The 12913-nt window shown below is 74.6% G+C and carries 11 protein-coding genes and 1 pseudogene; 2 read left to right on the forward strand and 10 right to left on the reverse strand.

Translation table 11 applies throughout. The features are described 5' to 3' along the window. Positions 1-262 precede the first annotated feature (262 nt). The 6 genes and pseudogenes from AB0G08_RS26675 to AB0G08_RS26700 form a co-directional block, all read right to left on the reverse strand. Positions 263-442: pseudogene (locus AB0G08_RS26675) on the reverse strand (4Fe-4S dicluster domain-containing protein); the annotation flags it as partial. Then, positions 439-1824 (reverse strand): FAD-linked oxidase C-terminal domain-containing protein, encoded by a 1386-nt coding sequence (locus AB0G08_RS26680; RefSeq protein ID WP_358092594.1) that lies wholly within the window; start codon positions 1822-1824, stop codon positions 439-441. The gene AB0G08_RS26680 and the pseudogene AB0G08_RS26675, both read right to left, overlap by 4 nt. A 101-nt stretch (positions 1825-1925) precedes the next feature. Continuing rightward, the gene (locus tag AB0G08_RS26685; RefSeq protein ID WP_358092597.1) at positions 1926-2396 is read right to left on the reverse strand and encodes a hypothetical protein; all 471 of its coding nucleotides are present in this window, start codon (positions 2394-2396) and stop codon (positions 1926-1928) included. Between the two features lie 52 nt (positions 2397-2448). Then, complete coding sequence (locus tag AB0G08_RS26690) at positions 2449-3270, reverse strand: sugar phosphate isomerase/epimerase (RefSeq protein WP_358092600.1); 822 nt, start codon at positions 3268-3270, stop codon at positions 2449-2451. A 38-nt stretch (positions 3271-3308) separates the two neighbouring features. Next, the gene (locus AB0G08_RS26695; protein ID WP_358092602.1) at positions 3309-4466 is read right to left on the reverse strand and encodes a dihydrodipicolinate synthase family protein; all 1158 of its coding nucleotides are present in this window, start codon (positions 4464-4466) and stop codon (positions 3309-3311) included. Next, entirely contained in the window at positions 4463-5614 is a 1152-nt protein-coding gene (locus tag AB0G08_RS26700; RefSeq protein ID WP_358092605.1) for a Gfo/Idh/MocA family oxidoreductase, read from the reverse strand. The genes AB0G08_RS26695 and AB0G08_RS26700 overlap by 4 nt, the downstream gene beginning before the upstream one ends. Before the next feature lie 298 nt (positions 5615-5912). On the opposite strand from AB0G08_RS26700, the gene AB0G08_RS26705 reads away from it, so the two are divergent. Further along, positions 5913-7040, forward strand: a complete 1128-nt coding sequence (locus tag AB0G08_RS26705) for a LacI family DNA-binding transcriptional regulator (protein WP_358092608.1) — start codon at positions 5913-5915, stop codon at positions 7038-7040. Positions 7041-7142: 102 nt separating this feature from the next. On the opposite strand, the gene AB0G08_RS26710 is transcribed toward AB0G08_RS26705, so the two are convergent. Next, positions 7143-8396 (reverse strand): hypothetical protein, encoded by a 1254-nt coding sequence (locus AB0G08_RS26710; RefSeq protein WP_358092611.1) that lies wholly within the window; start codon positions 8394-8396, stop codon positions 7143-7145. Positions 8397-8619: 223 nt separating this feature from the next. Between AB0G08_RS26710 and AB0G08_RS26715 the strand changes: the two genes are divergently transcribed. Then, positions 8620-10173 (forward strand): NAD(P)/FAD-dependent oxidoreductase, encoded by a 1554-nt coding sequence (locus tag AB0G08_RS26715; RefSeq protein WP_358092614.1) that lies wholly within the window; start codon positions 8620-8622, stop codon positions 10171-10173. 105 nt (positions 10174-10278) lie between these two features. On the opposite strand, the gene AB0G08_RS26720 is transcribed toward AB0G08_RS26715, so the two are convergent. The 3 genes from AB0G08_RS26720 to AB0G08_RS26730 all read right to left on the reverse strand — a co-directional run bounded on the left by AB0G08_RS26720 (position 10279) and on the right by AB0G08_RS26730 (position 12834). Next, a complete protein-coding gene (locus AB0G08_RS26720; protein WP_358092617.1) occupies positions 10279-11154 on the reverse strand; it encodes an alpha/beta hydrolase in 876 nt (291 codons plus the stop codon). A gap of 127 nt (positions 11155-11281) precedes the next feature. After that, complete coding sequence (locus AB0G08_RS26725; RefSeq protein WP_358092620.1) at positions 11282-12526, reverse strand: sigma-70 family RNA polymerase sigma factor; 1245 nt, start codon at positions 12524-12526, stop codon at positions 11282-11284. Next, on the reverse strand, positions 12523-12834 hold the full coding sequence (locus tag AB0G08_RS26730) for a YciI family protein (protein WP_358092675.1): 312 nt from the start codon (positions 12832-12834) through the stop codon (positions 12523-12525). The genes AB0G08_RS26725 and AB0G08_RS26730 overlap by 4 nt, the downstream gene beginning before the upstream one ends. Positions 12835-12913 lie beyond the last annotated feature (79 nt).

Genomic DNA, 12913 nt, shown 5'->3' on the forward strand with positions numbered 1-12913 from the left:
CCCGGCTGCACCGTCTTCGACTGCTTCGGCGCCGGGCAGCGGGTGGCCCAGCACACCTTCGGCGGGCGGCGCGGCGGAGGAGACCGGACAGCCGCAGCAGCCACCGCTGCTCGACCAGCAGCATCAGCGCCCGGGCCACCAGCGGCCGCCGCCAGCCCCGCCACTGGTGCACCCGCCACTGCTCCAGCAGGCTGCCGTACTCCACCCCGGCCGGACAGACCGGCTCGCAGGCGCGGCAGCCCAGGCAGAACGAGGACTGCTCGGCGAGGGTGGCGTCGTCGGGGGGCAGGGTGCCGTCCTGCAACGCCCGCATCAGCGTGATCCGCCCGCGCGGCGAGGACGCCTCGTCGCCGGTCATCGCGTACGTGGGGCAGGCCGGCAGGCAGAACCCGCAGGAGATGCAGCGGGACAGCTGCTCCGGGTCGAACACGTCGCCGGTCACGATCCGAGCTTTCCGGGGTTGAGGATGCCCGCCGGGTCGAAGGCGGTCTTGATGCGGCGCAACAGGGCGAGCTGGTCGTCGCCGAGCCGGGCGGCGAGGAACGGCAGTTTCGCCGCCCCCACCCCGTGCTCGCCGGTGATCGTGCCGCCGAGGTCGATGGCGGCGGCGAAGACGTCGGCGAAGGCCGCCTCGGCCCGGCGTACCGCCTCGTGGTCCTCGGCCGAGTCGAGCACGCAGGTGGGGTGCAGGTTGCCGTCACCGGCGTGGCCGAAGGTGGCGACGGCGACGTCGTGCCGGGCGGCGATGGCGCCGATCCGGTCGACCATCTCGGCGATCCGCGGCCGGGGCACGGTCGCGTCCTCCAGGATGGTCACCCCGCCCCGGCGGGACAGCGCCGGCAGCGCGCACCGCCGGGCGGCCAGCAGCGCCTCGGCCTGGGCGACCTCGCGGGCCGTGGTGACCTCCACCGCGCCGGCCTCGACGCAGGCCGTGCCGATCCGCTCCAGGTGGGTGGCGACCAGGTCCGGCGGGCCGTCGTCGCCGAAGAGCAGCAGGGCGCCCGCGTCGGCGCGCAGCCCCAGGTGGGCGAAGTCCTCCACGGCCTCGATGCAGGCCCGGTCGAGGAACTCCAGCGTCGCCGGCACCACCCCGGCCCGGATCACCCGGGCGACCGCCTCCCCCGCGTCGGCCAGCGTCGGGAAGTAGGCGACCCCGGTGTTCGTCGACGCCGGGGCGGGCAGCAGCGCCACGGTCGCCTCGGTGATCACGGCGAGGGTGCCCTCGGACCCGGTGAGCAGCCGGGTCAGGTCGTAGCCGGCGACGTCCTTCCACAGGCGCCCGCCGGTGCGGATGACCTCGCCGGTGGGCAGCACCGCCTCCAGGCCCAGCACGTAGTTGCGGGTCACGCCGTACTTCAGGCCGCGCAGCCCGCCCGCGCAGGTGGCGATCGTGCCGCCGACCGTGGCGACGGTCCGGCTGCCCGGGTCGGGCGCCCAGAGCAGGCCCCGCGCGGCGGCCGCGTCGGCGAGGGCCGCGCTGGTCACGCCCGGTTGCACCCGGGCGAGCAGCTCGTCCGCGCTGATCTCCAGGATGGCCGCGAGCCGGGTCAGCACCAGCACGATCCCGCCGCGCAGCGGCACGGTCGCGGCGCACAGGTTGGAGCCCGCGCCGCGGGGCACCACGGGCACCCCGTGCCGGGTGGCGAGCGCCAGCACCGCGGCGACCTCGGCGGTGTCCGCCGGGAAGACCACCGCGTCCGGGCGGTGCGAGAAGAGGGGCGTGGCGTCCCGGGCGTACGCCACGAGGTCGCCGGCCGCGTCGTGCACGTGCGACGGGCCGACGATGCCGCGCAGCTCGGCGAGGACGGTCGCGGACAGCGCCATGCCCACCCTTTCCCGGCGCGCCGGTCGCGCCCGTAGGTTTTTGCCGGCCGTCGACCGGCTTCCCGGCGACAGTTTTCACCGATCATAGAGAGCCGGACGGGTCAGGTGAAGACGGCGGGGCCCGGCGGTCGGCCCGGCGGCAGGTGCTCCCGCAGCGCGGCGAACTCGGCACAGGTGAGAAAGGACGGGTTGGCCCCCTGCGGCTGCCGGAGCACCTCCGCGCCGGCCAACCGGGCATCGGCCCGGAAGAGCTCACGGGGCACCCGGTGCGCCTCGTCGAGGACCGCCAGGTCCAACGGCACCGTCCAGGCCGCGCCCGGCTCCCCGGGCACCGCGGCGGCGGCCACCAGCCCCACGCCCCAGACGCCGTACGCGAGCCGGCCGCGGCTGCCGCTGGCCCAGAAGACCGCCGGCTGACCGGCGCGCATCAGCCGGACCCGGTAGCCGGGGCGTACGCACCAGCCCGTCACCCGCGGATCGCGGGCGAAGCGGCCGGCCAGGTCGACCCGGTCCGCGTTGCCCTTGATCAGCCACGCGCCGAGGTCGTCGAGGTGCACCCGTCGGTCGGTCACCCCCTCATCCTCGCCCGGATCCCGGCCGGCCGCCGACCGGCCGGGACCGTCGTCAGACGACGTGGCGCAGGTAGCCCGCCACCGACGCGTCCAGGACCTCCCGGCCGGGCCGGGCCCACACCTCGGCCGAGAAGACCTCCACCTCGACCGGCCCGGTGTAGCCGGCCGCGTCGACGGCCTCCCGCAGCCGGCGCAGCTCGATGCAGCCGTCACCGGGCAGCGCCCGGCCGAGCAGCACCCCCTCGGGCAGCGGGGTGACCCAGTCGCACACCTGGAACGCGGCGATCCGCTCCCCCGCCCGGGCGATCTGCGCGTACACCGTGTCGTCCCACCACACGTGGTAGGCGTCGACGACGACCCCGACCACGCCCGGGTCGAACCGCTCGGCGATGTCGAGCGCCTGGCCGAGGGTGGACACCACGCAGCGGTCGGCGCAGAACATCGGGTGCAGCGGCTCGATCGCCAGGGTCACCCCCGCCGCGGCGGCGTGCGGGGCCAGCTCGGCGATGGCGTCGGCGACCCGGTGGCGGGCGCCGTCGACGTCCCGGCTGCCCACCGGCAGACCGCCGGAGACCAGCACCAGGACCGAGGTGCCGAGGGTGGCGGCCTCCTCGATGGCCCGCAGGTTCTCCTCCCGCCAGCCGTCGGCGGTGAAGAAGCCGCCCCGGCACAGGGACGTGACCTCGAGGCCGGCGTCGCGGACCAGCTTCGCGGCGCGGGCCAGCCCGTACTCGGCGACCGGCTCCCGCCACAGCCCGATCCCCGGCACGCCGGCGGCGACGCAGCCGGCGACCACCTCGGGCAGCGGCCAGTGCTGCGACGTGGCCTGGTTGAACGAGAACCGCCGCAGCGCGTCCCCGCCATCTCCCCCCACCGGGCGAGCCCCGACCGCGGGACTCGCAGGACCGGCGCTCACTGGTCCACCCCCGCGACGGTGAACAGCGCCCGGGCTCGGGCGGCGGCCAGGTCGGCGTCGGGCAGCAGCCCGGCGGCGTCGGCGAGGGTGAGCAGGGTCGCCAGGTGCGCCGGCGAGCGGCCGGACTGCGCCCCGCCGACCATCGTGACGTGGTCCTGGTGCCCGGCCAGCCAGGCCAGGAAGACGATGCCCGTCTTGTAGTGCCAGGTGGGGGCCGCGAAGATGTGCCGGGCCAGGGGCACGGTCGGCGCGAAGATCGCGTCGTACGCCTCCCGCTCCCCCCGGTCCAGCGCGGCGAGCGCGGCGGCGGCGGCCGGCGCGATCGCGGCGAACACCCCGAGCAGCGCGTCGGAGTGACCGCTCGCGTCGCCCCGGATCAGCTCCGGGTAGTGGAAGTCGTCGCCGGTGTAGAGGCGCACCCCGGCCGGCAGCCGGCGGCGCAACGCCACCTCCCGGTCGGCGTCCAGCAGGGAGACCTTGATCCCGTCCACCCGGGTGTCGTGGGCCTTGATCAGCTCGACCACGGCGTCGGCGGCCTCGTCGAGGTCGGTCGAGCCCCAGTAGCCCGCGAGCGCCGGATCGAACATCGGGCCGAGCCAGTGCAGCACCACCGGCTCGTCGGCGGCGCTCAGCAGTTCGTCGTACACCCGCAGGTAGTCCTCCCGGCTCCGGGCGGCGGCGGCCAGATGACGGCTGCACATCAGCACCGGGCGGGCCCCGGCGGCCCGCACGTCGTCGAGCTGCTCGCGGTAGGCGCGGGCGACCTCGGCCAGGGTGGCCGGGCCGGGCGGGAGCTGGTCCGTGCCGACCCCGGCGACGATCCGCCCGCCCACGGCACGGGCCTCGGCGGCGCTGCGCCGGATCAGCTCGCGGGTGGCCGGGTAGTCCAGGCCCATGCCGCGCTGCGCGGTGTCCATCGCCTCGGCCACCCCGAAGCCGTACGACCACAGGTGGTGCCGGAAGGCCAGGGTGCGGTCCCAGTCGAGCACGGCCGGGGCGCCGGGGATGTTCTCCGCCGTCGGGTCGGCCACCACGTGCGCGGCGGCGTACGCGATCCGGCTGGTCGGCGGACCGGCCGGACGCGGGAAGCCGGCGCCCCCGGTCAGCCGGTACCGCCGCCCGCCGGGCAGCACCACCTCATTGGTCGCGCTCACAGCTCTAGCTCCGGGATGTCCAGGCGGGCGCCCTCCCGCGCCGACCGCAGGCCCAGCTCGGCGAGCTGCACGCCGCGCGCGCCGGCCAGGAAGTCCCACGGGAACGGCTCGTTGGCGACGACGTGCCGCAGGAACGCCTCCCACTGCACCTTGAAGCCGTTGTCGAACTCCTCGTTGTCCGGCACCTCCGTCCACTGCGACCGGAAGGGCTCGGTGACCGGCAGGTCGGGGTTCCACACCGGCTTCGGGGTGACCGCGCGGTGCTGCACCCGGCAGCTGCGCAGCCCGGCCACGGCGCTGCCCTCGGTGCCGTCGACCTGGAACTCGACCAGCTCGTCGCGGTACACCCGGACGCACCACGAGGAGTTGAGCTGCGCGACCACGCCGCCGTCGAGCTCGAAGATGCCGTACGCGGCGTCGTCGGCCGTCGCCGGGTAGGTGCGGCCCGCCTCGTCGACGCGCTGCGGCACGTGCGTGGCGGTGAGGCAGGAGACCGTGCGTACCCGCCCGAAGAGCTCCTCCAGCACGTACTGCCAGTGCGGGAACATGTCCACGACGATGCCGCCGCCGTCCTCGCTCCGGTAGTTCCAGGAGGGGCGCTGGGCCGGCTGCCAGTCGCCCTCGAAGACCCAGTAGCCGAACTCCCCGCGCACCGACAGGATCCGCCCGAAGAAGCCGCCGTCGATGAGCCGCTTGAGCTTGCGCAGCCCGGGCAGGAAGAGCTTGTCCTGCACCACCCCGGTGCGCACGCCGGCGGCGCGCGCCGCGCGGGCCAGGTCGAGGGCGCCCTCGGTGTCCTCGGCCAGCGGCTTCTCGGTGTAGATGTGCTTGCCGGCCTCCAGCGCCCGGCGGATCGCCTTCTCCCGCTGCTGGGTGACCTGGGCGTCGAAGTAGATCTCGACGTCGTCGCGGGCCAGCGCCGCGCTCAGGTCGGTGGTCCAGTCGGCCAGCCCGTGCCGCTCGGCGATCTCGCGGAGCTTGGTCTCGCTGCGCCCGACCAGGACGGGCTCGGGCCAGATCGAGGTGCCGTCGGCCAGGGGCACGCCGCCCTGCTCGCGGATGGCGAGCAGGGAGCGCACCAGGTGCTGCCGGTAGCCCATCCGGCCGGTGACGCCGTTGACGATGATGCCTATCGACCTGCGGGTCATGGTGATCCTTCCCTCCGCGGGCGCCTCCGACCGGGACGGCGGCGGGCGGCGACCTGTTCCACGCCTGCGCCGCCGCCCGGAGGTCCCCGGCGGCGGATTGTCAGGCAAGCGCTTTCCTGGGCAGCGTAGGGAACCCTTCCCTCCTCAGGCAAGGGGCTGTCCGGCCCCGTTGTGCGGCGGGCGTCGGCCGCCGGGCCGGCCGGGCGCGCGCGGGGCCGGGGAAGGGCTTTCGCTGCGGTACGGTGACGGGTGGCCGGCACCGGGGCACGGCCGTCGAGAAACGACCGAGGGGGCGGCAGTGGCGACCCTGTCCGACGTGGCCCGGCGGGCCGGGGTCTCGCCCGCGACCGCCTCCCGGGTGATCAACGGCAGCAGCAAGCCCGTCACCGAGGAGCTGCGCGAGCGCGTGCTCCGCGCCGTCGCCGAGCTGCAGTACGTCCCCAACGCGCACGCCCAGCTGCTCGCCCGCTCGCACCGCGTGGCGGTCGGCGTCATCGTGCACGACGTCTCCGACCCGTACTTCGCCGAGATCACCCGGGGCCTGCAACGGGTCGCCACCGACCAGGGCCGGCTGCTGATGATCTGCAACAGCTACCGCGACCCGGACCGCGAGCTGGAGTACGTCGAGCTGCTGCGCGGCCAGCAGGTCGCCGCGATCATCCTGGCCGGCTCGGGCTACCACGACGCCACCTTCACCCGCCTGCTCAACGAGAAGCTCGCCGCCTACGAGGCGACCGGCGGACGGGTCGCGGTCATCGGCCGGCACGAGCACTCCGGCGACGCGGTGATGCCGGACAACCGCGCCGGCGGCCGGTTGATCGGCGCGGAGCTCTACGAGCTCGGTCACCGGGCGATCGGGGTGGTGGCCGGGCCGGCGGTGCTCACCACCACCACCGACCGGCTCACCGGCCTGCGGGAGTCCCTCGCCGCGCACGGGCTGAGCCTGCCCGAGCACCGTGTCCGGCACGCCGAGTTCGACCGCGACGGCGGCGTCGCCGCCACCGCCGCCCTGCTCGACGCCGACCCCGAGCTGACCGCCATCGTCGCGCTCAACGACTCGATGGCGATCGGCGCGCTGGCGCTGCTGCGCTCCCGGTCGGTGGCGGTGCCCCGGCAGATGTCGGTCATCGGCTTCGACGACATGCCGATCGCCCGGGACGTCACCCCGGCGCTGACCACCGTCCGGCTGCCCCTGGTCGACATGGGGGCCCGCGCCATGTCGCTGGCGCTCGACCCGGGGGCGGCGGCGCCCCGCGTCGAGGTGCTGCCCGCCGAGGTGGTGCGCCGCGACAGCACCGGGCCGGCCCCCGAGATCACCCCGGTCCGCCCCCGGGGGGTCGGATCCGCCGCGCCGGTCGACTCCCGGCCGCCCGCGGCCGCCGGTGGGGGCGGGCCGACGCGGCCGTCGCCGCGTGGCGGAGGCTGAGCTTCCGCACCGGGTCCACGGCGGGTCCGGGCGCGGACGTGACGACGACCATCGCGACGACGCGACCGCCGAGCGCCGGCACCGGCGCCCCGCACGCGCCGGTCAGATGATGAAGTGGGTCCAGTAGGCGAGCCAGGTGACGAACAGCGCGCCCTGGAGCAGGGCCAGGGCGGCGGTCAGCCAGGCGTCGGCGCCCGCGTGGCGGGCCCAGCGGGCCAGCACGAGGGCGACCGGGAAGACGGCGATCAGGTAGCGCAGCAGGCTCTTGTACACCGGCGGACCCATCGACAGCGGCACCAGGACCATGGTCAGCCCGTACACGAGATAGGGCAGCCCGAGCCGGCGGGCGCCCGCGACCAGGACCGCCAGCACCAGCACGGCGATCCACACCCGCAGGGCGTCGCGGGCCGGGGTCTCGGTCAGGCCGTGCCAGAGCACCGCCAGCGGGTTCTGCACGCGGATGCCCCAGCCGGTCTCCTGGGCGTGCTTGTAGGCGAACCAGTCGCCGCTCTGCCACCGGCAGAACGCCATGAAGGCCAGCCAGCCGGCGGGTACCAGCGCCAGCGGCCAGCCGAGGCGGACGTACGTCCACCACGCGCGCGGGCCCAGCCGGTAGCGGTGCTGCCGCAGCAGCACCAGGGCGAGCGGGAGCACGACGAGGAACCCGACCGAGCGGCTCATCGCCAGGAAGAAGCCGACGACGCCCACGAGCAGCCAGCGCCGCCGCTCGGCCAGGTGGAAGGCGGCGAGCGCGAGGCAGAGGAACAGCGACTCGGTCAGCGCCGCCTGGAACAGGAATCCGGCCGGCAGCAGCACCAGGTATCGGACGAACCGGCGGGCGGAGGCGTCGTCGCCGAGCAGCCGCTCGCCCAGCCGGTGGGCGTAGAAGAGCATCAGCAGGAACGCGACGTTGGCGACGAGCAGCAACGCCAGCGCGGTGTCCCCACCCAGCAGCGGGGCCAGCGGACGGGCCAGGAACGGATAGAGCAGGGGAAAGCCGAAGTCGCGCCACGGCTCGTCGAGCGGCTGCTGCGCCAGGTGGTCGTAGAGGAACGAGTCCCAGGCGAACCAGAGCGCGAGCGCGCGGTGCCCGGAGACCGCCCGCTGCTGCTCGCGCATCATCGTCTCGTCCGGCGGCGGCGCCCAGGGCACGTCGTCGAAGGCGCTCAGCGCGAGCACCCCGAGGGCGCTGAGCACGATCTTCGTACCGAAGAAGACGGCGAGGACGAACAGCCACGGCGACGGCACCCGGCCGGCGGCCCGCGACGCCGCCCGCCGCAGGTCGTGCCCGCGCCCGGCCAACCGGCCGGACACCGCGCGCCAGCGCCGGTCCGAGACGGCCCGCACTCTGTCCATCACGCGTCTCCCGATCCGGCCGCCCGAACGGTGCCACATCCCCGTTCTCGCCCCGTTGACACGTCGGCGCGCCCGGGGCGGACCGGGTGCCGGGTGCGCCGCGGCGCACCCCGCGCGGTCCGCCCGGCAGGGGCGTCGCGGGGCGGACGGGGATCCGGGGTGAGTTCGGGCCGGTGCCGGGTAAGCGGGCGCCTCCGGGAGGCGGAAGCAGGGGGCGACGGGCATGGGCGAAGAACGCGGCACGGTGGTCATCGGCGCTGGGCCGGCAGGCCTCACCGCGGCGTACGAGCTGCTCCGGCGGGACAGCCCGGTCCGGGTGTTCGAGGCCGACGAGGTGGTGGGCGGGATCAGCCGCACCGTCGAGCGGGACGGGTGGCGCTTCGACATCGGCGGGCACCGGTTCTTCACGAAGGTGGCCCGGGTCGAGGAGTTCTGGCACGAGATCCTGCCCGACGAGGACTTCCTGCTGCGGCCCCGGATGAGCCGGATCTACTACCGGGGCGCCCTGTTCGACTACCCGCTGAGCGCGACGAACGCCCTGCGCAACCTCGGCGTACGGGAGGCCGTGCTCTGCATGGGCTCGTACGCGCGGGCCCGGCTGCGCCCGCCGAAAAACCAGTCGCACTTCGAGGGCTGGGTCTCGGCCCGCTTCGGCTGGCGGCTGTACTCGATGTTCTTCAAGACGTACACGGAGAAGGTCTGGGGCATGCCGGCCGACCGGTTGCAGGCCGACTGGGCCGCGCAGCGGATCAAGAACCTGTCGCTGGCCAAGGCGGTGCGCAACGCGGTGCTGCCCCGGCGCAACCGCAAGGACGTGACCAGCCTGATCGAGGAGTTCCAGTACCCGAAGCTCGGCCCGGGCATGATGTGGGAACGCTGCGCCGAGGAGGTCCGCCGGCGCGGGGGCCGGGTGGACACCGGCACCTGGGTGACCGCCGTGCACCGGGACCCGGAGCGCCGCCGGGCCGTCGCCGTGACCGTCGACGGGGCCGGCGGGCAGCGCACCGAGCCGGCCGCGCACGTCGTGTCGTCGATGCCGATCTCCGAGCTGGTCGCCGCGCTGCGCCCGGCGCCCCCGCCGGAGGTGCTGGCCGCCGCGGCCGACCTGCGGTACCGGGACTTCCTGACCGTCGCGCTGGTGGTGCCGGAGGAGTTCTCGTTCCCGGACAACTGGATCTACGTGCACGACCCGGCGGTGAAGGTCGGCCGGATCCAGAACTTCGGCTCCTGGTCACCGCACCTGGTCAAGGACGGCCGCACCTGCCTCGGCCTGGAGTACTTCGTGTTCGAGGACGACGAGACCTGGCGTACGCCGGACGCCGAGCTGATCGCCGCCGCGACCGCCGAGTTGGAGCGGCTCGGCCTGGTCCGGCCGGGGGTGGTCGAGGCCGGCCACGTGGTGCGCATGCCGAAGGCGTACCCGGTCTACGACGAGCGCTACCAGCGCAACGTGGACGTGATCCGGGACTGGCTGGCGCGGGAGGTGCCCAACGTGCACCCGGTGGGCCGCAACGGCATGCACCGCTACAACAACCAGGACCACTCGATGCTGACGGCGATGCTCACCGCCGAGAACATCGCCTGCGGCACCCGGCACGACGTGTGGTCGGTCAACGTGGAACAGGACTACCACGAGGAGTCGAGCCACGACGGGGACGGCCACCGGGGCACCGGCCGGGACGCGCCCGTCGTGCCGGCCCGGCCCGCCGTCCCGGTCGGCACGACGCTCGACGGCGCCGCCCGGCCCGAACGCCCGGCCCAGGTACGCCTCGGCTGAGCCGCCGGACACCGCCCGGTCGGCGGCCGGCCAGGCCTCGTCGACGATCCCTCGCGGGACGCGGTCCTCGAGATCTGGTGCGCAGCCGTGACGTGGTGGATCGGTTCACGCGTTGTCGCGCACGAACACCCGCATGAGCTCGGCGCACTCAGCCGCGTGCGTCTCCAACAGGAGGTGCCCGCCGTCGTAGATGTGCGCGTCCATGCGATCGAGGGCGCGGTGGTAGGCGAGGACCTCGTCGACGTCGAAGTACGGGTCGTGCCGCCCCCACAGCACGAGCGCTGGCGGCTGGTGGGCACGGTGGTACTCGGCGAGTTCGTCGAAGCGGGCGACGTGGTTGGCGTAGTCGGTGAAGAGCGCGAACTGCGCGTCGATGTTGCCGGGTCGGCTCATGCGCGCCCAGTCGAGGTGCCACGACTCGGGAGCGTGCAGGGTGCGCAGGTGTTCGGGCAGTCCGGCCAGGTACTGGTCCCGGGTGCCGGCGAAGTTCAGCCAGTCCGGCAGTTCGGCGCGCCTGTCCTCGGTCGGGTCGGCCCAGTAGGCCCTGGCGCCGTCCCACTGCTCGCCGAGGCCGTCCTCGTGCGCGTTGCCGCTCTGGACGATCAGGCCGCGGATGCGAGTCGGGGCGCGGGTGGCCAGGTGGTATCCCACCGGCGCGCCGAAGTCGTGCAGGTAGACGAAGAAGCGCTCGATTCCGAGCTGGTCGAGCAGGTTCTCGACCGTCCGGGAGAGGTTCTCGAACGTGTAGTCGTAGCTGTCGACGGCCGGCGACGACGACATGCCGAAGCCGGGCAGATCGGGCGCGATCACGTGCGCGACGTCGGCGAGCGTGGGCATGACCTCGCGAAATGTGTGCGACGAGCTGGGGAATCCATGCAGCAGCAGCACCGTCGGCTGCCCCGGGCGCCCGGCCTCGCGGAAGAACACCCCCAGGCCGTTGGCGTCGGCCTGTCGATGGCGGACCTTCTGGATGGCCTGCACTGCCTCCTCCTACCGGCGTAGCTCGCTCACCAGCCCATCGTGCCGGACCCGGACCCATGTCGCCGGCATCCTCGACACCCCCGTCCGGTTCCGCCGCGAACGGGTGCCGCAAGGGCTGGCCCCACGCTCAGCCGGCGAGCTGGTCGCGGCGGCGGGTGAGGTAGGCCCGCTCCGCGGTGTTGCCGGCGAGACCGATGGCCCGGTCGTACGCCGCCCGCGACTCGCCGCCGCGCCCGAGCCGCCGCAGCAGGTCGGCGCGCGCGGCGTGGAAGGCGTGGTAGCCGTCGAGGACCTCGGCGAGCCGGTCGATCTCGGCGAGCCCGACCCCGGGGCCGTCGGCCTCGGCCACCGCGACCGCCCGGTTGAGCCGCACGATCGGTGAGGGGTCGAGCAGCACCAGGCGGCCGTAGAGGGCGACGATGGCGGACCAGTCGGTGTCCCGGGCGGACGGCGCATCCGTGTGGACCACGTTGATCGCGGCCTGCAACTGGTAGCGCCCGGGTGGGTCACCGCCGGCCGCCACCGCCTCGATCCGCTCGCGGACCAGGGCGTTGCCCTCGGCGATCAGGGTGCGGTCCCACGCGCCGCGGTCCTGCTCGTCGAGGGTCACCAACTCCCCGCTGCGGGACACGCGCGCCGGCCGCCGGGCGTCGGTGAGGAGCATCAGGGCGAGCAGGCCGGCCACCTCGCCGTCGTCCGGGAGGAGGGTGCGGAGCAGGCGGCCGAGGCGGATCGCCTCGTCGGTGAGGTCGACGCGCACCGGGTCGCCCCCCTCACTGGCGAGGTAGCCCTCGTTGAAGACGAGGTAGACGACCGCGAGCACGCCGGCGAGCCGCTCGCGGATGTCGTCGGCCGAGGGCACCCGGTAGGGAATGTGTGCCGCCTTGATCTTTGCCTTGGCGCGGGTGATCCGCTGCGCCATGGTGGTCTCCCGCACCAGGAAGGCGCGGGCGATCTCGGGGACGGTGAGGCCGCCGAGCAGGCGCAGGGTGAGCGCCACCCGGGCCTCCGGCGCGAGCGCGGGGTGGCAGCAGGTGAAGATCAGCCTGAGCCGGTCGTCCTCGACCGGGCCGGTCGGCTCGGCAGGGGTGTCGTCGTACACCATCAGGGCCGCCTGGTGTCTGGCGTCGCGCTGTGACTCGCGACGGAGCCGGTCGATCGCCTTGCGGGTCGCGGTGGTGGCGAGCCAACCGCCGGGACTGGACGGTACGCCCTCGCGCGGCCACCGCTCCGCGGCCGCCACGAACGCTTCGGCCGTCGCCTCCTCGGCGACGTCGAGATCGCCGAAACGGCGCGCGAGGCCGGCGACCACCCGCGCCCACTCTTCGCGGTGGACACGGGTGATCGCCTGCTCGACGGTGGGACCGGTCACGGCGCCAGCAGCGTCCGGACCGATTCCTCGGTTCGGAAGGGACGCACCTCGACCGTGCCGCGGCACGCTCTCGACCCCTCGGCCGCAAGCGCCAGGGCCACGTCGAGGTCGGCCGCCTCGATGACCCAGAAGCCCCCGAGGTGCTCCTTCGTCTCCAGGTAGGGCCCGTCGGTGAAGACCGGCCTCTCGCCCTGCCCGTCGACGGTGGTGGCGGTCGTCGCGGGCTCCAGGCCGTCGGCGAAGACGAGGTGACCGTCCCGCTGGAGCCTCTCGTTGAAGGCGCCGGTGTCGGCGAACGCCCGCAGCATGGCCTCGCGGGAGGGATAGGCGCCGAACTCGGTGTGCTCGGCCGGTCCGTGGACGGACAGCAGGTATCTGGGCACCGCG

It is taken from the genome of Micromonospora sp. NPDC023644 (genome assembly GCF_040640115.1).
GTDB lineage: Bacteria > Actinomycetota > Actinomycetes > Mycobacteriales > Micromonosporaceae > Micromonospora.

What these genes read in the sequence shown, in the direction of transcription:
- AB0G08_RS26680 (WP_358092594.1), bottom strand. Translation starts at nt 1,824, where the DNA reads ATGGCGCTGTCCGCGACCGTCCTCGCCGAGCTGCGCGGCATCGTCGGC.
- AB0G08_RS26700 (WP_358092605.1), bottom strand. Translation starts at nt 5,614, where the DNA reads ATGACCCGCAGGTCGATAGGCATCATCGTCAACGGCGTCACCGGCCGG.
- AB0G08_RS26710 (WP_358092611.1), bottom strand. Translation starts at nt 8,396, where the DNA reads ATGGACAGAGTGCGGGCCGTCTCGGACCGGCGCTGGCGCGCGGTGTCC.
- AB0G08_RS26715 (WP_358092614.1), top strand. Translation starts at nt 8,620, where the DNA reads ATGGGCGAAGAACGCGGCACGGTGGTCATCGGCGCTGGGCCGGCAGGC.
- AB0G08_RS26730 (WP_358092675.1), bottom strand. Translation starts at nt 12,834, where the DNA reads ATGCTGCGGGCGTTCGCCGACACCGGCGCCTTCAACGAGAGGCTCCAG.